Source organism: Lentzea sp. (genome assembly GCF_035525475.1).
Classification (GTDB): domain Bacteria; phylum Actinomycetota; class Actinomycetes; order Mycobacteriales; family Pseudonocardiaceae; genus Lentzea.
Genome location: NZ_DATLEC010000223.1, coordinates 1 through 22,585, shown reverse-complemented (window position 1 = coordinate 22,585; position 22,585 = coordinate 1). Strand labels below are relative to the sequence as shown.

At 68.2% G+C, this 22,585-nt stretch carries 21 protein-coding genes, 2 tRNA genes and 1 pseudogene; 12 read left to right on the top strand and 12 right to left on the bottom strand.

The genetic code is table 11. From position 1 onward, the window contains the following. From VM306_RS34005 to pknB, 7 genes are all read left to right on the top strand, one after another. Positions 1-440, top strand: a 440-nt coding sequence (locus VM306_RS34005) for an FHA domain-containing protein (protein WP_325522232.1), incomplete at its 5' end; no start/stop codon positions are given. Between the two features lie 51 nt (positions 441-491). Then, entirely contained in the window at positions 492-953 is a 462-nt protein-coding gene (locus VM306_RS34000) for an FHA domain-containing protein FhaB/FipA (protein ID WP_030465595.1), read from the top strand. Continuing rightward, positions 950-2,401, top strand: a complete 1,452-nt coding sequence (locus VM306_RS33995) for a PP2C family serine/threonine-protein phosphatase (protein WP_325522230.1) — start codon at positions 950-952, stop codon at positions 2,399-2,401. Before VM306_RS34000 ends, VM306_RS33995 begins: the two co-directional genes overlap by 4 nt. Next, complete coding sequence (locus VM306_RS33990; protein WP_414672485.1) at positions 2,402-3,877, top strand: FtsW/RodA/SpoVE family cell cycle protein; 1,476 nt, start codon at positions 2,402-2,404, stop codon at positions 3,875-3,877. Beyond that, a complete protein-coding gene (locus VM306_RS33985) occupies positions 3,874-5,346 on the top strand; it encodes a penicillin-binding protein 2 (RefSeq protein ID WP_325522228.1) in 1,473 nt (490 codons plus the stop codon). Before VM306_RS33990 ends, VM306_RS33985 begins: the two co-directional genes overlap by 4 nt. Then, the gene (locus tag VM306_RS33980) at positions 5,346-6,809 is read left to right on the top strand and encodes a serine/threonine-protein kinase (RefSeq protein WP_325522226.1); all 1,464 of its coding nucleotides are present in this window, start codon (positions 5,346-5,348) and stop codon (positions 6,807-6,809) included. The genes VM306_RS33985 and VM306_RS33980 overlap by 1 nt, the downstream gene beginning before the upstream one ends. Positions 6,810-6,864: 55 nt before the next feature. Then, positions 6,865-8,868 (top strand): Stk1 family PASTA domain-containing Ser/Thr kinase, encoded by a 2,004-nt coding sequence (gene pknB, locus VM306_RS33975; protein ID WP_325522224.1) that lies wholly within the window; start codon positions 6,865-6,867, stop codon positions 8,866-8,868. A 54-nt stretch (positions 8,869-8,922) separates the two neighbouring features. Here the strand turns inward: pknB and VM306_RS33970 are convergent, their stop codons facing one another. Next, complete coding sequence (locus tag VM306_RS33970; protein WP_325522222.1) at positions 8,923-9,564, bottom strand: aminodeoxychorismate/anthranilate synthase component II; 642 nt, start codon at positions 9,562-9,564, stop codon at positions 8,923-8,925. Positions 9,565-9,668: 104 nt separating this feature from the next. Between VM306_RS33970 and VM306_RS33965 the strand changes: the two genes are divergently transcribed. Continuing rightward, positions 9,669-10,985 (top strand): FAD-dependent oxidoreductase, encoded by a 1,317-nt coding sequence (locus tag VM306_RS33965; RefSeq protein WP_325522239.1) that lies wholly within the window; start codon positions 9,669-9,671, stop codon positions 10,983-10,985. A 118-nt stretch (positions 10,986-11,103) separates the two neighbouring features. On the opposite strand, the gene VM306_RS33960 is transcribed toward VM306_RS33965, so the two are convergent. Both VM306_RS33960 and VM306_RS33955 read right to left on the bottom strand, forming a co-directional pair. Beyond that, positions 11,104-11,259, bottom strand: a complete 156-nt coding sequence (locus VM306_RS33960; protein WP_325522220.1) for a hypothetical protein — start codon at positions 11,257-11,259, stop codon at positions 11,104-11,106. Further along, positions 11,259-12,281, bottom strand: a complete 1,023-nt coding sequence (locus tag VM306_RS33955; RefSeq protein ID WP_325522218.1) for a class E sortase — start codon at positions 12,279-12,281, stop codon at positions 11,259-11,261. Before VM306_RS33955 ends, VM306_RS33960 begins: the two co-directional genes overlap by 1 nt. Before the next feature lie 364 nt (positions 12,282-12,645). Between VM306_RS33955 and crgA the strand changes: the two genes are divergently transcribed. Both crgA and VM306_RS33945 read left to right on the top strand, forming a co-directional pair. Then, entirely contained in the window at positions 12,646-12,912 is a 267-nt protein-coding gene (crgA, locus tag VM306_RS33950; protein WP_325522216.1) for a cell division protein CrgA, read from the top strand. A gap of 234 nt (positions 12,913-13,146) precedes the next feature. Beyond that, entirely contained in the window at positions 13,147-13,542 is a 396-nt protein-coding gene (locus VM306_RS33945) for a PH domain-containing protein (protein WP_325522214.1), read from the top strand. 1 nt (position 13,543) lies between these two features. On the opposite strand, the gene VM306_RS33940 is transcribed toward VM306_RS33945, so the two are convergent. Together VM306_RS33940 and VM306_RS33935 are read right to left on the bottom strand one after the other, a co-directional pair. Then, positions 13,544-14,467: a rhomboid family intramembrane serine protease gene (locus VM306_RS33940; RefSeq protein WP_325522212.1), complete on the bottom strand. Its 924-nt coding sequence runs from the start codon at positions 14,465-14,467 to the stop codon at positions 13,544-13,546. Continuing rightward, entirely contained in the window at positions 14,464-15,012 is a 549-nt protein-coding gene (locus tag VM306_RS33935) for a peptidylprolyl isomerase (RefSeq protein WP_325522209.1), read from the bottom strand. Before VM306_RS33935 ends, VM306_RS33940 begins: the two co-directional genes overlap by 4 nt. A 94-nt stretch (positions 15,013-15,106) precedes the next feature. On the opposite strand from VM306_RS33935, the gene VM306_RS33930 reads away from it, so the two are divergent. After that, the gene (locus tag VM306_RS33930) at positions 15,107-15,673 is read left to right on the top strand and encodes a hypothetical protein (RefSeq protein ID WP_325522207.1); all 567 of its coding nucleotides are present in this window, start codon (positions 15,107-15,109) and stop codon (positions 15,671-15,673) included. A gap of 56 nt (positions 15,674-15,729) precedes the next feature. On the opposite strand, the gene VM306_RS33925 is transcribed toward VM306_RS33930, so the two are convergent. Then, positions 15,730-16,263, bottom strand: a complete 534-nt coding sequence (locus tag VM306_RS33925; protein WP_325522206.1) for a DUF2020 domain-containing protein — start codon at positions 16,261-16,263, stop codon at positions 15,730-15,732. 110 nt (positions 16,264-16,373) lie between these two features. Here VM306_RS33925 and VM306_RS33920 point away from each other — a divergent pair, with 110 nt between their 5' ends. Further along, positions 16,374-16,769, top strand: a complete 396-nt coding sequence (locus VM306_RS33920) for a DoxX family protein (RefSeq protein WP_325522204.1) — start codon at positions 16,374-16,376, stop codon at positions 16,767-16,769. A gap of 232 nt (positions 16,770-17,001) precedes the next feature. Here the strand turns inward: VM306_RS33920 and VM306_RS33915 are convergent. The 6 genes and pseudogenes from VM306_RS33915 to VM306_RS33890 form a co-directional block, all read right to left on the bottom strand. After that, positions 17,002-17,074, bottom strand: a tRNA-Ala gene (locus VM306_RS33915). A gap of 47 nt (positions 17,075-17,121) precedes the next feature. Beyond that, positions 17,122-17,241, bottom strand: a pseudogene (locus VM306_RS33910) (DLW-39 family protein); the annotation flags it as partial. A 117-nt stretch (positions 17,242-17,358) separates the two neighbouring features. Then, positions 17,359-17,432, bottom strand: a tRNA-Ile gene (locus tag VM306_RS33905). A 70-nt stretch (positions 17,433-17,502) separates the two neighbouring features. Beyond that, positions 17,503-18,465: a DUF3566 domain-containing protein gene (locus tag VM306_RS33900; protein ID WP_414672484.1), complete on the bottom strand. Its 963-nt coding sequence runs from the start codon at positions 18,463-18,465 to the stop codon at positions 17,503-17,505. A gap of 35 nt (positions 18,466-18,500) precedes the next feature. Continuing rightward, positions 18,501-22,349 (bottom strand): intein-containing DNA gyrase subunit A, encoded by a 3,849-nt coding sequence (gene gyrA, locus VM306_RS33895; protein ID WP_414672483.1) that lies wholly within the window; start codon positions 22,347-22,349, stop codon positions 18,501-18,503. 98 nt (positions 22,350-22,447) lie between these two features. Continuing rightward, on the bottom strand, positions 22,448-22,585 hold a 138-nt coding region (locus tag VM306_RS33890; protein WP_325522234.1), incomplete at its 5' end, for a hypothetical protein.

Below are 22,585 nucleotides of genomic sequence, written 5' to 3'. Positions count from 1 at the left end.
AGGGTTACGGCCAGCAGCCCGGTTACGGCCAGCCCGGCTACGACCAGGGCTACGGGCAGCAACCCGGCTACGACCAGGGCTACGGCCAGCAGGGCTACGGCGACCCGGCCCAGGGCTACGCGCCCCCGGCGGTCCAGTCGGCGCCCCGGCAGCTGAACGCGACGCTGCACCTGGACGACGGCTCCAACCGGACCTACAACCTCAAGCAGGGCGGCAACGTGGTCGGCCGCGGCCAGGAAGCGGACTTCCGACTTCCCGACACCGGGGTCTCCAGGAGGCACCTGGAGATCACGTGGGACGGGCACAGTGCCATGCTCGCTGATCTCGGTTCGACAAACGGCACCACGGTGAACGGCACACCAGTGCAGACTTGGCAGCTCGCGGAAGGCGACGTCGTCCGCATCGGCCACTCCTCACTGGTCTTCCGCACCGCGGGCTAGAGGTCGACACGGGCGTCGGTAAGCAACTCAAGGCAGGAGCGGTTACAACCGGTGCCAGAGCTGGTGATGCAGCTGACCAGAGCGGGCTTTCTCGTGCTCCTCTGGCTCTTTGTGCTGGCCGCCCTACGTGTGGTCCGCTCTGATCTCTACGCAGCCTCAGGGCTCCGGGCGTCAGGTCTGCCCGGTTTCCGGAGGTCCGAGAAGTCGGCGAGGGGAAGCAAGGCGCCTCGGCAACTCGTGGTCACCCACGGGGCGCTGACCGGCACCCGCATCTCGCTCGACGGCAGGCCGATCCTGATCGGCCGCGCTGACGACTCCACTCTCGTGCTGGACGACGACTTCGCGTCCACGAGGCACGCGAGGCTGTCCATGCGCGGTACCGACTGGTACGTGGAGGACCTCGGCTCCACGAACGGCACCTACCTAGACCGAGCCAAGGTCACCGCACCTCTGCGCGTACCTCTCGGCACCCCGATCCGCATTGGCAAAACGGTGATCGAGCTGCGCTCATGACCTTGGTTCTCCGATACGCGGCCCGCAGCGACAGGGGCCTGGTTCGTTCCAACAACCAGGACTCCGTGTACGCGGGCCCCCGCCTGCTCGCAGTCGCCGACGGCATGGGTGGCCACGCCGCCGGTGAGGTCGCGAGCAAGGTGGTCATCGCCTCGCTGGCCCACGTCGACGACGACGAGCCCGGCGACGACCTCCTCGGCAAGCTCCGCGACGCGGTCGCGGCCGGCAACGGCGCCATCTCCGAGCTCGTGACGAGCGACCCGGACCTGGAGGGCATGGGCACCACGCTCACGGCCATCCTGTTCGCGGGCAACCGGCTCGGGCTCGTGCACATCGGCGACTCGCGCGCGTACCTCCTGAGGGAGGGCACCTTCGCGCAGATCACGCACGACGACACGTTCGTCCAGTCGTTGATCGACGAGGGCCGGATCACGCCGGACGAGGCCGCCACGCACCCGCAGCGCTCGTTGCTGCTGCGCGCGCTGACCGGCCACGACTTCGAGCCGAGCCTCACCGTGCGCGAGGCGCGCGTCGGTGACAGGTTCCTGCTCTGCTCGGACGGCCTGTCCGGTGTCGTCAGCCTGGAGACGCTCGACGAGGCGATCCGCATCCCCGACCCGCAGGCGTGCGCGGACCGGATGATCGAGCTTGCGCTCAAGGGCGGCGGTCCCGACAACGTCACGGTGATCGTGGCGGACGTCCAGGACATCGACTTCGGCGACGACTACCCGATCCTCGGCGGCGCGGCCGGTGACGGCAGCGAGGAGCACAACGTCCCGCCGGACTCCGCGGCCTCGCGAGCGGCGACGCTCACGCAGCAGCGCCCGCAGATGCCGCAGCGCATGGAGGCACCGCCGCCTCCGCCGCAGGACCCGAAGCGCAAGAAGCGCAACGCCATCAAGGCGTTCGTGATCGTCTTCGTGCTGCTCCTGCTGGCCGCGGTCGTGGCGGTCGGCGGCAAGCTGTGGCTCAACACCCAGTACTACGTCGGTGCCACCGGGGACGGCCAGGTCGCGATCTTCCGCGGGCTCAACGGCAGCGTGCTCGGCTTCAAGCTGTCGTCCAAGGTCGAGGACTCGTGCCCGCCGGGGTCGACGGGCTGCACGCCGATCACGCTGAAGGACCTGCAGGAGGCCGGTCGCAAGACCATCACCGCCGGCATCCGCAGCGACAACGGCCTCGACGGCGCCCGCGCCGCGGTCAGGTTGCTGCGCACGGAGCACATGCTGCCGCTGTGCAAGGACACGTCGACGACGTCGAGCACCACGCCGACGCCCACGACGACGACCAGCACGCCGTCCAGCACGCCGTCCAGCTCCGCTTCGGGCACCACCACGACGAGCACCCCGCCCGCGAACGGCTCGCAGAACCCGGAGACGGGAACCACCGAGCCCTCGCTCACGCCCTCGCAGCAGAAGCTGGGTGTGGATTGCCGGGAGGGTCCGTAGTTGAAGGGCTCGCCCGTCCCCACCGGGGAAGGTTCACCTGGCGCGTCGGCGACGACGAACACGTCGCCCGGACTGCGAGCGCCCACGCGGCGCGGCACCGAGCTGGTGATGCTGTCGTTCGCGGCCGGCCTCGTGACGCTGGCACTCATCCTGGTCGAACTCAACCAGGAGCGCTCGCTGAGCCTGAGGATCCTCTACCTCGGCCTCGCGTACCTCGCCCTGTTCGCGTGTGCTCACCTCGCCGTGCGCAGGTGGGCGCCCTACGCCGACCCCGTGATCCTGCCGTGCGTCGCACTGCTCAACGGACTCGGCCTGGTGGTCATCCACCGCATCGACCTCGCCATGGAGGGCACCGTCTTCCCGGACGGCTCGACGTGGGACCCGATGGCGTTCAAGCAGGTCATCTGGACCGGCATCGGGTTGTTGCTGTTCGCGGCGACGCTGAAGCTCCTCACCGACCACCGCATGCTCGCGCGGTTCGGCTACACGTTCGGCCTAGTCGGGCTCGTCGCGCTGATGCTGCCCGGTGTGCTGCCCGGCTTCATCGCACCGGAGATCAACGGCGCGAAGATCTGGCTGCGCATCGGCCCGTTGTCGATCCAGCCGGGTGAGTTCGCCAAGATCCTGCTGATGGTCTTCTTCGCCGCGTTCCTGGTGTCGAAGCGGGACCTCTTCACCGTGGCGGGCCGCCGGTTCCTCGGCATGGACCTGCCGCGCGCCCGCGACCTCGGCCCGCTGTTCGCGGCGTGGGGCGTCACGGTCGCGGTCATGGTGCTGCAGAAGGACCTCGGCTCGTCGCTGCTGTTCTTCGGCATCGTGCTCGTGCTGCTCTACGTCGCCACCGAACGCGCGGCGTGGGTCGTGCTCGGTCTCGGCCTGTTCTCCGGCGGCGCGGTCATCGCGTGGAAGCTCTTCGGACACGTCCAGCAGCGCGTGGCGAACTGGCAGGACCCGATCGCGCGCTACGAGATGATCGGCGGCGGTTACCAGATCTCGCAGTCGCTGTTCGGTCTCGCGACCGGCGGCATCGGTGGTGCGGGCCTGGGCGCCGGGCGCCCGGAGATGATCCCCGAGGCGAACACCGACTTCATCACCGCCGTGATCGGCGAGGAGCTCGGGTTCGTCGGCTTGGCGGCACTGCTGCTGGTCTACATGGTCTTCGCGCTCCGCGGCCTGCGCAGCGCCATCTCCGTGCGCGACAGCTTCGGCAAGCTGCTCGGCGGTGGTCTGGCGTTCGCGGTCTGCTTCCAGGTTTTCATCGTCGTCGGCGGTGTCACCAAGCTGATCCCGATGACCGGTATCACCGCGCCGTTCCTGTCCAAGGGCGGCTCGTCGCTGCTCGCGAACTACATCCTGGTCGCGTTGCTGCTGCGGATCTCGGCCGCGGCCAGGGCGCCGCAGCGGGCTCCGAAGCCGAAACCGCAACAGCCGGCCATCGCCGACCAGCACACCGTGATGGTGGAGCGTCCCAAATGAACACACCGCTCCGCCGCGTCGGCGTGGCCATGATGGTCATGATCCTGCTGCTCCTGGGCAACGCCACGTGGGTGCAGGTCATCAACGCCGACGAGTGGCGCAAGAACGCGTACAACCGCCGCGTGCTGCTCGACGAGTACGCCCGCAAGCGCGGCCTGATCACGGTCGCCGACGGCACGGTGATCGCGGACGTCAAGGAGACGACCGACCGCCTGCGGTTCCTGCGCACCTACAACGCCGGTCCGGTCTACGCGCCCGTCACCGGCTACCTGTCGGTCACCTACGGCACCTCCGGTGTGGAGCGCGCCGAGAACGACATGCTGAACGGCTCCGACGACAGGCTGCTCGCGCGCCGCGTCTCGGCGCTGATCACCGGTCGTGACCCGGTGGGCGGCAACGTGCAGCTCACCCTGAACTCCAAGGTGCAGCAGGTCGCCTACGACCAGCTGACCGCCAAGGGCTTCACCGGCTCCGTCGTGGCGATCAAGCCGGAGACCGGCGAGATCCTGGCGATGGTGAGCACACCGTCCTACGACCCGAACGCCCTCGCGAGCCACGACCCGAACGAGCAGGCGACGGCGTGGAAGCAGCTCACCGCCAAGGAGTCGAACGACCCGCTGGTCAACCGCGCGACGCAGGCCCTGTACCCGGCGGGCTCGACGCTGAAGGTCATGGTCGCCGCGGCCGCCCTCGCGGACGGCAAGAACAAGGACTCGCAGTACACCGCCAAGGGCACCGTCAAGCTGCCGAACACGCAGACGGACCTGCCGAACTTCAACGGCACCCCGTGCGGCCCCGGTGAGACGGTGTCGATGGAGACCGCGCTCGCGAAGTCGTGCAACACGGCGTTCGGTGAGATGGCGGGCCAGGTCGGCGCGAGCAAGCTGCGCAGGCAGGCGGAGAAGTTCGGGTTCAACGACCCGGACCTGACGGTGCCGCTGGCCGTCGAGACCTCGACGCTCGGCCCGATCCCGGACGAGCCGGCGCTCTGGCAGACCGGCATCGGACAGCGCGACGTGCAGATCACCCCGCTCGAGAACGCGGTGATCGCGGCGACGATCGCCAACGGCGGCAAGCGGATGCAGCCGTACCTGGTGTCGAACATCCTCGGCCCCGACCTCAAGTCGATCGACGAGACCGAGCCCGACGAGGTCGACACCGCGATGAGCTCGTCCAACGCGGCCACGCTGCGCGACATGATGGTCCAGTCCGAGATCAACACCGGTGGTGAGGGCCGCCTGCAGAACGTGCAGGTGGCGTCGAAGACCGGTACCGCCGAGCACGGCGCCAAGCCGTTGGAGAACAAGCCGCACGCCTGGTACATCGCGTTCGCCCCGGCGCAGAAGCCGGAGATCGCGATCGCCGTCATCGTCGAGGACGGTGGCGACCGCGGTCTGGGCGCCACCGGTGGCAAGGTCGCCGCGCCGATCGGGCGCGCCGTGATGAACGCGTACCTGGCGGGTCGCTGATGCTGACCACGGGCCAGCTCCTCGCCGACCGCTACCGCCTCTCCCGGCGGATCGCGGTCGGCGGCATGGGCGAGGTCTGGGAGGCGGCCGACGACAGGCTCGACCGCCGGGTGGCGGTGAAGGTGCTCAAGGCAGAGCTTTCCGGCGATCCCGAGTTCCTGCACCGCTTCCGCACCGAGGCGCGGATGACCGCGTCGCTCAACCACCCCGGCATCGCGTCGGTGCACGACTACGGCGAGACCGCGTCCATCCCGGACGGGCCGGAGGACACCGCGTACCTCGTGATGGAGCTCGTCGAGGGCGAACCGCTCGCGACGATCATCTCGCGGGGCAGGCTCACCGCCGAGGTGACGCTCGACCTGCTGGAGCAGACCGGGAACGCGTTGCAGGCGGCCCACGAACGCGGGCTCGTGCACCGGGACGTGAAGCCGGGCAACATCATGGTCACGCCGTCGGGGAAGGTGAAGATCACCGACTTCGGCATCGCGAAGGCCGTGGACGCGGCGCCCGTGACGCGGTCCGGCATGGTGATGGGCACCGCGCACTACATCGCTCCGGAGCAGGCGCTCGGGGGTGAGGCCGAACCGGCGAGCGACGTCTACTCGTTGGCCGTGTGCGGCTACGAATGCCTGGCAGGCCACCGGCCGTTCCTGTCGGACAACGCGGTGACCGTCGCGATGATGCACATCCGCGACATCGCGCCGCCGTTGCCGCCGGACGTCCCGCCGGGTGCGCGCGCTTTGATCGAGGCGACGCTGGTGAAGGACCCGCGGCAGCGCTACCGGACCGGTGGCGAGTTCGCCGCCGCGGTCAGCGCGGTGCGGGTGGGGCAGCCGCTGCCGACGCCGTCGGGGTTCACGATGCCCCAGGTGGTGCAGCAGCAGGTCGTGCCCCAGCAGGCGCCGCCGCCTCCGCAGGTGTCGCAGCCGCTGTCGATCCCACCGCAGATGCCGCACCACCCGACGGGACCGATTCGTCTCGGGACCCCGCCGGGAATGCAACCGTCGCACCAAACCGGCACCTTCACCCCCATGCCGACCCCACTGGCGAGAAACCGGACCGTCATCTGGGTTATGGTCGCTTTCCTGGTGACCGTGCTGCTGGTGCTCGGCGTGGTCGTCCTGTGGAAGTTGACCGTGCGGTCGAACGACGGCTTGGGGCAGGGTGGCCGGCCGACGACGTCCAGCTCGGCGAACGCGAGCCCGCCGGCGAACGGGCAGGCGAAGCCCGACTCCGCCGACCGGATCCCCGGCAACGCGTCGAAGCTGCTCGACGAGGACGACTACATCGGCCGTTCCGCCGACGAGGTCAGGACCGACCTGGTCGACGACGGCTTGGAGCCCCAGGTGCAGAGCCCCCAGGGCACATCGCCGGGCGACCTGAAGAAGTGCCGAGTCACCGCCATCGCGCCGACAGGCGAGGTGCCGGCGGGCTCGCAGGTGAGGGTGACGTGCGCGCCATGAGCAAGACCAGAACCGACTTGGGAACACCGTCGACGAGGAGCGGGACGAAGCACCGATGAGCACTCCACGACTGCTCTCAAACCGCTACGAACTGGGTGAGACCCTCGGGTACGGCGGCATGTCCGAGGTCCACAAGGGGCGGGACGTCCGCCTCGGCAGAGACGTGGCGATCAAGGTGCTGCGAGCCGACCTCGCCCGTGACGCCCAGTTCCAGGAGCGCTTCCGGCGCGAGGCGCAGAACTCAGCCGCCCTGAACCACCCGGCGATCGTCGCCGTCTACGACACAGGTGAGACGCAGACCGAGTACGGCCCGTTGCCGTACATCGTGATGGAGTTCGTCGATGGACGAACACTGCGCGACATAGTGAAGACGCAGGGCCCGCTGTCGGGCAAGCGTGCGATGGAGGTCATGGCCGACGTCTCGGCCGCGCTCGACTTCAGCCACCGCCACGGCATCGTCCACCGCGACGTGAAGCCGGCCAACGTGATGATCACCAAGTCCGGCGCCGTGAAGGTGATGGACTTCGGCATCGCCCGCGCGCTGCACGACGGTCAGGCGGCGGTCACCCAGACCGCCGCGGTGATCGGCACGGCCCAGTACCTGTCGCCGGAGCAGGCGCGCGGCGAGTCCGTCGACGCCCGTTCCGACGTCTACGCCGCGGGCTGCGTGCTGTTCGAGCTGCTGACCGGCGAGCCGCCGTTCACCGGCGACTCGCCCGTGGCCGTCGCGTACCAGCACGTGCGGGAGGACCCGAAGGCCCCGTCGCAGCTGAACCCGAAGGTGTCGCCGCAGCTCGACGCGATCGTGCTGAAGGCGATGTCGAAGGGCCCGGCGAACCGCTACCAGTCGGCCGCGGAGATGCGCGCCGACCTGGTGCGCGTGCTGTCGGGCCAGCGCCCGTCCGCGCCGGCCGTCATGACCGCCGAGGACCGCACCGCCGTGATGAACGAGCAGGCGCGCAGCCCTCGCACGCAGGTGGTGGCCGGTGGCGGCGGCAGGCACCGCCCGGCGGCGCTCAGGTCGGAGCCGGAGGACGACTACGACCCGATCGCCGACGAGGAAGAAGAGCGTCGCGCGAAGCGCAAGAAGGCCATCATGGTCACGCTGGTGGTGATCCTGTGCGTGGCGGTGCTCGGCCTCGCCGCGTGGATCACCGCGAACGTGATGAACACGGGCAGCGAGCCCTCCACCAAGATCGGCGTCCCGTCGATCGTGGGCCTCAGCCCGTTGGAGGCCAAGGAGAAGATCACGAGGGCGGGCCTCGTCCCCACGCAGGAGGACGTCGCCTGCGAGCCGGGTTCGAACGGCACCGCCGCCCGGTGCAACGCCGACCAGATCAACAAGGTGATCGGCACGAACCCACCGGAGGGCAGCCAGGTCGACAAGGGCTCGTCGGTCACGATCTCCGTCGGCGCGCCTCCCGGTGAGGGCACCGTGCCGGACCTCGTGGGCAAGACGCCGCAGGAGGCCCAGGCGATCCTCGACAAGGACCCGAACGGCTTCAAGCTGACGCAGACCGCCGACGCGGTCGAGGTCGACGACGCGAGCAAGGTCGGCAAGGTCGCCGGCCAGAACCCGGCGAGCGGCCTGAAGCTGAAGAAGGGTGCCTCGATCAGCATCCAGCTCGGCCGCGCGCCCGACAAGGTCAACGTGCCGAACGTCGTGGGTGACGACGTGGACGACGCCCGCCAGACGTTGATCGGCTCCGGCTTCAAGGTCAACGTCGAGGAGGTCGACAACGCGAAGCCGGAGGGCCAGGTCCTCCAGCAGTCTCCGACCGGCAACAGCAAGGCCGCCAAGGACACGACGGTCACGCTGAAGGTGTCGCGGGGCAACCAGCTGGAGATGCCCGACCTGACCGGCCTCACGCAGCGCGAAGCCGAGAACAAGCTGAAGTCCCTGGGCTGGAACGGCAACCTCAACGTCGAGGAGCAGCAGGTCACCAACCCGTCCCAGAAGGACAAGGTGATCGGGCAGAACCCGGCGAAGGGTCAGCCGTTCACCAAGGGCTCGACGGTGACGATCACGGTCGCCAAGTTCGGGATCATCACTTCGTAGACCACGGCTTCCGGATCGGGGCGGCTCTCCTCTCGGGGAAGCCGCCCCTTTCGCTTACCGGCGCGCCGCCGCGGCGAGGGTGCGCATGCCGGTCTCGAGCTGCGCGACCGTGGCCTCGGGAACGTCGAACCCGCAGACCCCGAGCCAGTTGGCGAGCATCCGGTGACCGCCGTCGGTCAGCACCGACTCGGGGTGGAACTGCACACCCTCGACCGGGAGTTCCTTGTGGCGCATGGCCATCACGATGCCGGTCTCGGTCTTGCCGGTGACCTCGAACTCCGCGGGGATCGTCTCCGGCAGCACCGTCAGCGAGTGGTAGCGGGTCGCGATGAACGGCTGCGGCACGCCCGCGAGCACGCCCTTGCCCTCGTGGAAGACGATGCTCGTCTTGCCGTGCAGCAACTCGGGCGCGCGGTCGACCGTGCCGCCCCACACCACGCCGATGGCCTGATGGCCGAGGCACACGCCGAAGACCGGCTTGCCGACGTCGGCGCACTTCTTGATGACGTCGATGCTCGCGCCGGCCCGCTCCGGTGTCCCGGGGCCGGGGCTGACGAGAACGCCGCCGACCTGGTCGATCTCGTCGAGGTCCACCTCGTCGTTGCGCCGCACGACGCACTCCGCACCCAGCTGGGCCAGGTACTGGACGAGGTTGTAGACGAAGCTGTCGTAGTTGTCGACCACGAGCACGCGCATGTGTGGAGCCTAGTCGGTCGAGTCGAGTGAGTTAGCTCTCGTCTTCACTCAGGTAAGGCTATCCTAAAATGGGGATTATGAGTCGTCCCCTGCGCGTAGCGGTCATCGGTGCCGGACCGGCCGGCGTCTACGCGGCCGACATCCTGACCAAGTCCGACGTGGACGTGCAGATCGACCTCTTCGACAAGCTGCCCGCTCCCTACGGCCTGGTCCGCTACGGCGTCGCCCCCGACCACCCGCGCATCAAGGGCATCGTCACCGCCCTGCAGAAGGTGCTCGACAAGCCCGCGGTCCGCTTCTTCGGCAACGTCGAGTACGGCGTCGACGTCAAGCTCGACGACCTGCGCCACTTCTACGACGCCGTGATCTTCTCCACCGGCGCGTCCTCCGACCGCCGGCTGGACCTGCCGGGCATCGACCTCCCCGGCAGCTTCGGCGCGGCGGACTTCGTGTCCTGGTACGACGGCCATCCGGACGTCCCGCGCACCTGGCCCCTGACCGCCGAGTCGGTCGCCGTCCTGGGCGTGGGCAACGTGGCACTGGACGTGGCCCGCGTGCTGGCCAAGACCGCCGACGAGCTGCTGGTCACCGAGATCCCGCCGAACGTCTACGAGGGCCTCGCCTCCTCCCCCGTCACGGACGTCCACATCTTCGGCCGCCGCGGCCCGGCGCAGGCGAAGTTCACCCCGCTGGAACTGCGCGAGCTCGACCACTCGCCGAACGTCGAGGTGATCGTCCACGCGGAGGGCATCGAGTTCGACGAGGCCTCGATGCACGCGATCAGGACCAACAAGCAGGTCGAGATGATCGTGAAGACCCTGCAGGAGTGGGCGATCCGCGACGTCGGCACCCGCCCCCGCCGCCTGCACCTGCACTTCCTGGAAGCACCGGTCGAAGTCCTCGGAACCTCCTCGGTCACGGGCCTGCGCACGGAAACCCAGGAGCTGACCGGCGACGGCAACGTCCGCGGCACCGGCGTCTTCACCGACTGGGACGTCCAGGCCGTGTACCGGGCCGTCGGCTACCTCTCGACGCACCTGCCCGGCATCCCGTTCGACCACGTGTCGGGCACGATCCCGCACGCCGCCGGCCGGGTGCTGGACCTGGACGAGGTGCCGATGCCCGGCGTCTACACGACGGGCTGGGTCAAGCGCGGCCCGATCGGCCTGATCGGCCACACCAAGGGCGACGCCCTGGAAACCATCACCAGCCTGCTGGAGGACGCCGACGCGCTCCCCCGCTGCGCGTCACCGTCACCCGACGCCGTGGTCGAGTTCCTGTCGCAGCGCGGCGTGCCGTTCGTGACGAACGAGGGCTGGCAGCGGCTCGACCTGCACGAGACGGCGCTGGGCGTCGCGCAGGGCCGCGAGCGCGTGAAGGTCGTGCCGCGCGAGGAGATGACCGCGATCTGCCACGGCTGACCCGGCTCTTCCCGGTTTGAGCGGCCTGACGCCGCTCCCCGATGAAGCCGCCATCGCGCAGGGGCGCGGTGGCGGCTTCATCGGGGAGCGCTGCGTCACGCAAGCGCTTGCGGCCGGCTCACTCCGTCGTCACGTTGTTGAACGGCAGCTTCGGCTCCGCCCACGGGAACACCACGAACATCAGCAGGGCGATGATGCCCGTCACCAGCACTACGGCCTCGATGACTCGCAGGAACAGCGGGCCCGGCAGGTGCCGCCAGATCCAGCCGTACATCAGCCCTCCGTCATCTCTGGCGGCACGAAGTTGTCGGCCACCGGATAGCTCTTGGTCTCGATGGCGTGCACGATCAGCCGCTGCTTGTCGGAGAAGCGCGGGTGGCACGTCGTCAGGGTGAGCATCCGGGCCTGCCTGTCGGCGGCCACGGCGGTGCTCACCTGGTGCGGGATCGGGGCGATGACCTCGCCCTGGGTCGGGGCCACGATCTCCTGGCCGACGGTCTTGGCGTAGGCATCGCCGAGGGTCGTCGACAGCGGGGCCACGCCGGTGCACGCGGCTTCCTTCGACCTCGGGTTGGAGGCCCAGCCCGCCACCTCGCTGCTCATGGGGAGCACTCGGTAGACGAACCACTGGGTCTGCGTCTGCACCACCACCGCGTCGCAGGACCGGAGCAGGTCGAGGTCGTTGAACGGGGCGCCCTTGCCGACTCGGTGGCCGGCGATGGCGAAGTTGCCCGCCTCGCCCGGCTGGGCCGTGTCCTTGTAGTGGCCGGGGCCGATTTCCAGGTGCTTGTCGGTGGTGCCCTCGACGACGGAGAACTTCCAGTCGTTGCCGAAGACCGGGATGTACATCTTCGCGAAGGCCTTGCCCTCGATGAGGTTCAGCTTCGACTGGCGGTTCGGGTCGGCCGGGGGTGGTGTGACGGTGTTCGAGTTCCATTCGGAGTCGAGGGCCGCGGTGGCGTCCTGCTGCTTCTCGGCGGAGAGCAGGTCGGTCACGTAGACCTCGTAGACGACGAACAGGAGGACGACGAGGCCCATTGTGATGAGGGCTTCGCCGACGCCGCGGACGGTCTTGCGGGCAATGCCGTCCGGGGGCGGGGCCGGCTTCTTCTCCTGCTCGTCGTAATAGTCGTAGTACTCGTCGTAGTCGTCCTCGACGCGCGGGATCACCTCGGTGGGCGGGTCGACCGGGCGGGGACGGGGCGGGCGCGGCGGCATTCCCCTGGGCGGCATTCCCCTGGGCGGCATCGGCTGGCGCGGCATGCCGCCGGCCGGGGTTCCGGGAGGAAAGGGCATGCCCTGCGGCATTCCGCGCGCGGGGGTGCCGGGGGGCGGACCCTGCGGGCGGCGCGGTGGGGCGCCCGCCGGGGGGAGGCTGCCGGAGAAAGCGCTGGTGAACTGGGTTGCTTCCGGAGGCGGCAGCGGACGTGGGGAAGGGGTGGCCCGCACGTGCTGCAGGTCATCACGACGGGGTGCAGGACGCCGGGGAGGCGGCTGCTGCGGTCCCGAGTTCACCTGAGAACCTCCGCGCGGACTGTGAACTGAAAACAACTGCGTCTGCCAGGTGGTTCGCTCACCACGGTCGCTACGTTAACGTGTCTCCTGAGTAGTGCACGTAAACTCGCGTCACTCAGGGATATCCACGTCAGGCGAGGACAGCATGCCAAAGTCCAAGGTCCGGAAGAAGGCGGCTTACACCGCACCCACTGACCGCCGTACGCCGGTCAAGGTCAAGGCGGCGGGACCGTCACACCCGGTCTACGTCGTTGTCATGCTCGGCTTCATGCTGCTGGGCCTCGCGTGGCTGGTCGTCAACTACATCGCGGCCGAGAAGATCCCGTTCATGCTCGAGCTGGGCGCGTGGAACTTCGCCATCGGCTTCGCGCTGATGATCATCGGTCTGCTGATGACGATGCGCTGGCGCTGAGCGCTCGTCACGTCACCGTTCGTAGAGGTCGGCCCGGACGTCACGCGTCCGGGCCGACCTTTGTTCGTTCCCCGTTCACCTGGTTCATCCGAGCGTCACCGAAGCACACGGTTGTAAGTCATCCCCATTGGGGACAAGTCCTGTGGACAACTTTGCACCAAATTGCACAAGCGACGGTTTTCCCTCATAAGGACCCGTTCGGCTGTCCCCATTTCATGCGGCACACTCGACGGTGTGACTCGCACCTGGTCCACTCCCGCCCCGCTCGTCGCCACCGGCTGGGTGACGGCACTCGCCCTGGCCGTCGCGACGGTCCTCGCTGACGACAACGCGGGACGTCTCCTCGTCGGACTGGCGACGCTGCTGGTCGCCTACCTCGCGGCGTTCGCGACGATCGCGAGGCCCAGGCTCACCGCGGACGCGAACGGGCTCGCCGTGCGCGGGTTCGCGAGCACGACCCAGCTGCCGTGGCACGAGGTGAAGGTGAAGCTGCAGACCACCCGCCGGCTCGGCAGGGAACAGCAGACCTTGGAGCTCGACGCCGACGACCGTCTCGTGGTGCTCACGAGACTGGACCTCGGCGCCGACCCCGAAGAAGTCGCCGGAGTGCTGCACGCATTGCGGCCGTGACTCAGTTCGGGCCGCACGTCCTGGCGTACTCGACGACGCGTTCGAGAGCGGTGTCGAGCTCGTAGTACCGCAGGACGAACATGCCGACGAGCAGCAACGCGGCCGCCACGACCGCGGCGACCTGGTAGGTGGTGCGGTTCTTCTGCGGCGCCTTGACCATCGCGAGCGTCAGCAGGCCGCCGATGACGAACCCGCCGAGGTGCCCGAGCAGCGAGGCGTTGGTGAAGAGGTTCGACACCAGGTTGATGCCGACGATCACGACGATCGTCGAGATGTCCCGCTTCTGCCGCTTGAACACGATCAGCAGCGCGCCCATCAGGCCGAACACCGCGCCGGACGCTCCGGCGAGCTGCTGGCAGACCGTGCCGAAGTAGAACGCCGCCGCACTGCCGCCGAGCAACGACAGGAAGTACACGGCGCTGTACCGCAGCCTGCCCAGTTCCTGCTCGACGATCGGGCCCACCACGAAGAGCGCGGCCATGTTGAGCGCGAGGTGGATCAGGCCGAAGTGCATGAAGCCCGACGTGACGACTCGCCACCACTCACCGTTGGCGGTGAGGTCGGGAATCAACGACGTCGACAGGAACAGGTCCGACCGCGAGTTGTTCATCGGGCTGCCGGACTGGACAACCGTGACGACGTACGCGAGCACGTTGAGCGCGATCATCACCTGGGTGATGATCGGCCGGCCGTTCGAGACCTCCGCGCCCGCGCTGGTGCGGGCACGGCGGACCGTGCGGGCGCCCTCGTTCACGCAGTCGGCGCATTGCATGCCGACCGAGGCGTCGCGCAGACAGTCCGGGCACGCCGGACGGTCGCACCGGGTGCAGCGCAGCCGGGTGGGCCGATCGGAATGACGTGCGCAGACCGGGGTCTCCGGCTGCGCTCCGACCGGCCCGTCCGGTGGCACGAGTGCGTCGCTCACGCGCGGTCGATCGTGATCCGCTCGATCTTGATGTCGTTCACGGGGCGGTCGCCCGCACCGGTCGTGGTGTTGCCGATCGCGTCGACGACGTCGCGCGACTCCTGGTCCGCGACCTCACCGAAGATCGTGTGCTTGAAGTTCAGCCACGTCGTCGGCGCCACGGTGATGAAGAACTGGGAGCCGTTGGTGTTCGGTCCGGCGTTCGCCATCGCGAGGATGTAGGGACGGTTGAACTGGAGCTCGGGGTTGAACTCGTCGGCGAAGCGGTAGCCGGGGCCACCGCGTCCGGTACCGGTCGGGTCACCGGTCTGGAGCATGAAGCCCGCGATGACGCGGTGGAAGAGGGTGCCGTCGTAGAACGGGCCCGACTTCGTACCGCTCGCGTTCGCCTCGGTGTACTCCTTGGTGCCCTCGGCGAGCCCGACGAAGTTCGCCACCGTCTTGGGGGCGTGGTCGGGGAACAGGTTGATGCGGATGTCGCCCTGCGTGGTGTGCAGGGTCGCCGTCACCTTGGTCCCGACGAAGGATTCGTTGCTGTCAGCCACCACACCATCGTGCCATCACGGGCGGAGATGTTCAGGAAGGGGCACGATGGGGTACCTGAAGCTCACAACCGGACGACAACGTGTGGAGCACAGAATGGACGAGGTGGACGTCATGACCCGTGCCGGCGAGTCCGTGGGCAAGGCCGTCGGCACCAGTCTGAAGGCCGCGCGCCAAGGTGTCGTTCGCGCTGGTCACGTCGCTGAGGTGAAGCTCGCCGAGCGTGGCATCACGGCTGACCAGGTACGCGGCACCCTCGTCGATCGTGCCGACACGCTCATGAGCAGGGCAGAGGACTGGGAGAAGCAGACGCGCCGCTCCCGCAAGCGCCTCGCCAAGAAGAGCGCGAAGACGCGCGCTGAGCTCATGGGCAAGGCCGAAGTGGTGCGCAAGGAAGTGAAGAAGGCGGCCAAGACCGCGCGCAAGGACGCCAAGGTGCGCGCGAAGGAGATCCGCAAGGCCGCGGCCCAGCTCAGTGGCGACGCGCCGAAGCGCCGCCGGTGGCCGTGGGTCCTCGGTCTGCTGATCGCGGCCGCCGCTGCCGGCTACGTCGCGTTGACGCGCAAGCCGGAAGAGGTCCAGCTGCACGAGGAGGAGCAGGCTCCGATGCCGGAGCCCGTTCTCAACGGGCAGGTGCCGACCCAGAAGGAACCGGCGAAGTAGGACGAACGCGAACGGGGTGGCTCTCGACGTCGAGAGCCACCCCGTTTTCGTGTGTCCTAGAGCTTGAGGCCTTTGATCGCCTCTTCCGCGATGCGCCTCGCCTTGATCGACTGCTTCTGGTTGGAAGTCACGACCACGGCGGCGTCCGCCTTGGAGACGGCGTAGACGACGCCGGTCTCGCTGCTGACGTACCCTCCGGTCCACCCGGTGGGCTGGGTGGCCGGCTGCGAACCGTCCGGCGCCGCCTCGTTCACGATCAGCTTCGCGACGCGCTCGTCCCCCACGTACACGCGCACGGTCAACTGGACCTCAGTTGCGTTGGCGTAGAAAAAGCACGCTGGGTGAGGCTTTTCCGTTGACAGTTTCACTTTGGGTACACGCTGACCGTTCGCTTCGGCGACGAAGGACGTCGCCAGGTACGGGCAGGTGCCGTCGGTCGCGGGCTGGGGTGCGGGCGGCACTGTCGGTGCGGCGCTGGTCGTGGTGGTGACCTGCTGGGTCTGGGTGATCGGCACCGGCACGCCTGGGGAGATCTCGGTGCCGCAGGCGGCGAGTACGCCGAGCAGGGGCAGCAGCAGTGCTCGTTTCATAGGGGCAACAGTCAACCAGATACCAGGAGCGCCTCGAGCGGCACACTCTAGATTGGTCCATACCTTTTGTGCCCTGACCCTTGCCCCCGAGCCCCGGAAGGACCTTGACCATGGAGTTCCTGGAGCAACGACGAGAGCACGCCCTGGCGCTCTTCCGCATCGTCATCGGACTGTTCTTCGTGTTCCACGGGGTGCAGAAGCTCTCGAAGGGAACCGATCTGCTGTCGTGGCCGGCCGGTCCCATGAGCCTCATCGAGCTGATCGGCGGAGGCCTCGTCCTGATCGGCCTGTGGACGCGCTGGGCAGCGTTGCTCAGCTCCGGCGCCATGGCCTACGCCTACTTCGTCGTGCACCAGCCGAAGGCGCTGCTGCCGATCGAGAACGGCGGCGAGCTCGCGGCCGTCTACTCGTGGGCGTTCCTGCTGCTGGCGTTCACGGGCGCCGGCGCGTGGAGCATCGACCACCTCCGCACCAAGACGTCGAAGAAGTCGCTCGCCACAGCGTGACGTGACGTGAGTCCGAAGTGACGGACAAATGCACCGAAGCCCTGTTCGCGCTGACGCGAACAGGGCTTCCGCTTGGAGCCGGCCGCGGCCAGAAGAAACGAAGGGCCTGCCCACGCCGAAGGCGAGGCGGCCGGGGGCTTGCCCCCGGGCTGGGGGCCTGGAGGCTCGGCCGCCAGAAAACACCCGGAACGTAAAAGGCTCGCGCTCTTTGCGAGCACGAGCCGTCCATACGTGGAGACGAGGGGAATCGAACCCCTAACCCCCGCCTTGCAAAGGCGGTGCTCTGCCAATTGAGCTACGTCCCCAAGATCTGAGAGCGGTGGCCGCCCGTCAGATCGGAGTGATGAGATCAGTCGGTGGGAGCGGTGGCCTCGCGCCACAGGTCCGCGTCGGCCTTGGCCGAACGGCTGCGCTTCACGAAGAACAGGACCGCACCGGCGACCACGACGAGTGCGATGATCTTCTTAGCCACTGGAAACCCCTCCAAGACTGTTATGCCCCGACCTACCGCACCAGCCTACAGGCTTTGCGAGACCGGGGCTCCGGGACGCGGTCCCGGACAAGAATGATGATTCGAAAGAATGTCGAGTGGGCCTAGGAGGACTTGAACCTCCGACCTCTTCATTATCAGTGAAGCGCTCTAACCGCCTGAGCTATAGGCCCTCGATCATCACCCCTTGGGGCAACGAGGAGAACCTTACCAGGATCGCCTTCGCTGCCCCAAATCAGGGGGTCACTCACGCTCGGAGAGCGTCAACTCCAAGCCACCGGCCAGATCCGCGGACACGTTGTAGACGAACGCGCCCACGGTCGCGAGGGCCGTGAACAGCACGATGTTGACCGCGCCGATGATCGCCGAGACGCCGAACACGCGGCCGGCGCTAATCAGCGGTTCGCCCGGCTCGTTGGCCTGGAGCAGGTCGTTCGCCGTGCTGTTGATCTTGTCCCAGACACCCATGCCGTGCAGCACGCCGTAGAGCACGCCAACGGCCACGAGCCACACGAAGAACAGTGCGACACCCAGCACCAGGGCGAGCTTCAGCACCGACCACGGGTCCACGCGCTTCACCTGCAGCGAGGCGCGGCGCGGGCCGCGACCGGGGCGGCGGGCCGACGGGCTGGACGCGGCGGGACGGGCCGCGGTGCCGCCCAGGTTGACCGACGTGCGGCTGCTGCCGAGGCCGACCGGCGCGGCCGAGCCCGAGACCACGGGCTTCTGCACCTTGATGGTGTCCGGGTCGGTCGACGGGAACGCCGGCTCCGGCTGGGACGACGACGGCACGGGCGGTGAGCCCGGAGCCACGTACGCCTCGGTCGAGTCCTGGTGGGACGACTCGGTGTCGTTCGCCACCCGCTGCCAGGGCGGCGGCGTGGAGACGACGACCGGCTCGTCGGCGCTCTTCTCCGGCGTGCCGATCGACAACGTCTCCTCGACCAGCTCGGGCTTCGCCACGGGTTCGGCCGGAGTCGTGGGGGTGGCCGCGACCTGGGTGTCGGCGGACTTGGTGGCCTCGGCCGCCTTCTCCGCCGTCACCGGCTTCGTCTTGTCCTGCGCGTTCCCACCCGAGGAACCGGAGGCCGCGGGCGCGGCCTTCTCCGCCTTCTCCGCGTTCTGCGCAGCGCTCTGCGGAGTCGGCTTGGTGATCACCGCGGTCTTGTCCGCGTCCCGACCTTCGCGGTTCTCGGGTGGAGTCACGAGCTGTTCCTTACCTTCTCGCTAGCACGTTCCGACTACTCGGCCGAGTCGGTGGGGGTGGCTGCCTGGTCGTCGGCGGAGCCTTCCGCGACTGACGTCTCACCGATAACGACGTCGCTGGGCTCATCCGCGTTGCGTGCGACGGCGATCAAAGTGGTGCTTTCGCCGAGGTTCATCAGCCGCACGCCCTTCGTCTGCCGTCCCGCTTTGCGCACCTGCTCGGCGCGGGTCCTGATGACCCCGCCGCTCGAGGTGATGGCGTAGAGCTCATCGTCGACGTCGACGATGAGCGCTCCGACCAGCCTGCCACGTCGGCGGTCGTGCTGGATGGTCAGCACACCCTTGCCGCCCCGACCTTGGACCGGGTAGTCCTCGATCGGCGTTCGCTTCGAGTACCCCCCGTCGGTCGCGACCAAAACGAAGAGTCCCTCCTGGACGACGCCGACCGAGAGCAGCTCGTCGTCGGCGTTGAACCGCATGCCCTGCACGCCGGACGTGGCGCGGCCCATCGGGCGCAGCACGTCGTCGGTCGCGTGGAAGCGGATCGACTGGCCGTCCGCGGACACCATGAGCAGGTCGTCATCTGCTGAGCACAGCACGGCTCCGACCAGCTCGTCGTCCTCACGCAGGTTGATGCCGATTAGTCCACCCGATCGGTTGGAATCGAAGTCGGAGAGCTTCGACTTCTTCACCAGTCCCTTGCGAGTGGCCAGCACGAGGTACGGCGACACGTCGTAGTTCTTGATCTGGATGACCTGCGCGATCTCCTCGTCCGGCTGGAACGCGAGGAGGTTCGCGACGTGCTGGCCGCGGGCGTTGCGGTTCGCCTCGGGCAGCTCGTACGCCTTCGTGCGGTACACACGGCCCTTGTTCGTGAAGAACAAGATCCAGTCGTGTGTGGAGCACACGAAGAAGTGGGCGACGATGTCGTCCTGCTTGAGCTGCGCGCCCTGGACCCCCTTGCCGCCACGCTTCTGCGCCCGGTAGAGGTCGGTCTTGGTGCGCTTCGCGTAGCCGGTGCGAGTGATCGTGACCACCACGTCCTCGACCGCGATCAGGTCCTCCATGGACACGTCGCCGTCGAACGGGATGATCTTCGTGCGGCGGTCGTCGCCGAACTTGTCCACGATCGTCGTGAGCTCGTCGCGGACGATCTGGCGCTGCCGCTCCGGCTTCGCGAGGATGTCCTTGAGGTCGGCGATCTCGACCTCGATCTCGGCCAGCTGATCGATGATCTTCTGGCGCTCCAGGGCGGCCAGGCGGCGGAGCTGCATCTCCAGGATCGCGTTGGCCTGGATCTCGTCGACGTCGAGGAGCTCCATCAGGCCCGTGCGCGCGATGTCCGGCGTCTCGGACCGGCGGATCAGCGCGATGACGGCGTCGAGCTGGTCGAGCGCCTTCACCAGACCGCGCAGGATGTGCGCGCGCTCCTCGGCCTTGCGCAGGCGGAACCTGGTGCGCCGCTGGATGACCTCGATCTGGTGCTTCACGTAGTGGCGGATCATCTGGTCGATCCGCAGCGTGCGCGGCACGCCGTCGACCAGCGCCAGCATGTTCACACCGAACGAGTACTGCAGCTGGGTGTGCTTGTAGAGGTTGTTCAGCACGACCTTGGCCACCGCGTCGCGCTTGAGCGTGACCACGATGCGCATGCCGATGCGGCGGTTGGACTCGTCCGCGATGTTCGCGATGCCGGTGAGCTTGCCGTCGCGCACGAGCGCGGCGATGTTCTCGACCAGGTTGTCCGGGTTCACCTGGTACGGCAGCTCGGTGACGACCAGGATCGTGCGGCCCTTGGCGTCCTCGTCGACCTCGACGACGGCGCGCATGCGGACCGAGCCGCGGCCGGTGCGGTACGCGTCCTCGATGCCGGAGGTGCCGAGGATCTGACCGTAGGTCGGGAAGTCCGGACCCTTGACCCGCGCGATCACCGCCTCGAGGGTCTCCTCGTCGGAGGCCTCGTGGTTGTCCAGCGCCCACACGACCGCGTCCGCGACCTCCCGCAGGTTGTGCGGCGGGATGTTGGTCGCCATGCCGACCGCGATGCCGGAACTGCCGTTGATCAGCAGGTTCGGGATGCGCGACGGCATGACGACCGGTTCCTGGATGCGGCCGTCGTAGTTGTCGCGGAAGTCGACGGTCTCTTCCTCGATGTCGGCCAGCATGTGCATGGCCAACGGGGAGAGCCGGCACTCCGTGTTGTGGCTGACGAACCCGTCCGTGATGAACGCGTGGTCGTCCGTGTCGACGCGGATGCTGAACACCGGCTGCATACCCGCGTCGGTCACCGAAGCGACCTCGGCGTAGTAGAACCGGCCGTCCACCAGCGGCTCGACGACGTCGAGCACCTCGCGGTTCGTGATCCGCCCGGCGATCTCGTCGCGGTTGTTCTCCCACCGCTCGATCCGGTCGACGTTGTGGCGCCGCAGCCAGTCCCGCTCGGTCCACCGGCTCGCACCGTGGGCCCGGACGTACTCACCGACGAACGGGACGTGGTCGCTGCTCATCGCCCGGCTCTCGACCGGAACCGCGTCGAGGATCGCGGCCAGCTTGTCCTGCTTCGCTCCGAGGAACCCGACCCGTGCCGAGAACAGGCGTGCGTCGCGACGGTTGGTGATGACGACCTTGATCTCACCGTGCTCGTAGTTCACCTGGGTGCTGACGACACCGAACTCCAGCAGCAACTGCTGGACCTCACGCGCCAGCTGCGCGCTGCGGGTCGAGTACGAGATCTGCACCGTGTTGCGCGGCAAGGCGGAAGCGGAACCGTCTCCGGTGAACAGCGAGCTCAGGAAGGCCCGCTTGACCGTGTGACCGCTCTGCCAGATGAACTCCGGCACGCGCTTGGCCGCACTCCGCTGGCCGATGATCTCCGCGAGCGGGCTCTGCCGGAGGGCTGCGAGGTTGTGGATGTCCAGTTCGTGCAACAGCGAACCCGACTCGATGACACGCGAGGCGACGTAGCGGCGACCGCCGACGACCAGGTCGTACGAGTTCACGACGTAGTCGAAGTAGGACTTGTCGGTGTTGCTGAAGCCCGCGCGGGTCTCCGATGCGAAGCCCTCGCTCACGAAACCACCGGCGAGGATGCCGGCCGCGTACTCCTTCACGACCGTGGTCGTGCCGAGTTCCTGCTGAGTGCGCTGCATGACCACGCGGTCGCCCGGCTGGATCTCCTCCAGCAGCTTCCACAGCAGGGTCGGCACACCGCCGACGTTCACCAGGCAGAGCACCGGGTGGTTGTGCGTGCCGGTCAGCTCGAAGCCGTTCTTGGTGCGCAGCTTCAACGTCGGGTGCTCGCCCGAGTGGAACAGCATGTCGGCCAGCACCGGGTCACCGTTGCGGTCGAGCACCTTGAGTTCGATCGGGTTGTCGCTGTTCGGCAGCGCACCCGGCACGATGTCGCCGATCCGCACGGTCGAGCCGTCGGCCAGCTTGACCCTCGTTTGGGCCGAAAGGCAGTATCTCATCGCGGCAGCCGGATCGTTGCCCGGCGAGCCGAAGTTGCCCTGGCCGTCGATCAACGGGTAGCGCAGCGCCCACGGCTGGGCGAGACGCACCAACGCGTCGTAGATCGCCGAGTCGCCGTGCGGGTGGTAGTTGCCCATCACGTCGCCGACGACGCGGGCGCACTTGAAGTAGCCGCGGTCGGGGCGGTAGCCGCCGTCGTACATGGCGTAGAGGACGCGTCGGTGCACCGGCTTCAGCCCGTCCCGCACGTCCGGGAGCGCGCGGCCGACAATGACCGACATCGCGTAGTCGAGGTAGGAGCGCTGCATCTCGACTTCGATGCCGACCAGCTCGATCCGGTCACCCTCGTGCGGCAAGAACGAGGAGTCCGACGGCGGCGGTGGCGGGGGTGGCGGCGGTACGACGTCCGACACGAAGGTCCTCTCGTCGGCGCATGTTTCACGTGGAACATGCGCGCGGTGGTGCGCTGCGGGTCCGGTGTTGTTTCACGTGAAACAACACCGGTGTGGTTCTAGATGTCGAGGAAGCGGACGTCCTTGGCGTTGCGCTGGATGAAGCTGCGGCGCGCCTCGACGTCCTCCCCCATGAGCACGGAGAACAGCTCGTCGGCGGTGGCGGCGTCATCGAGCGTCACCTGGAGGAGCACGCG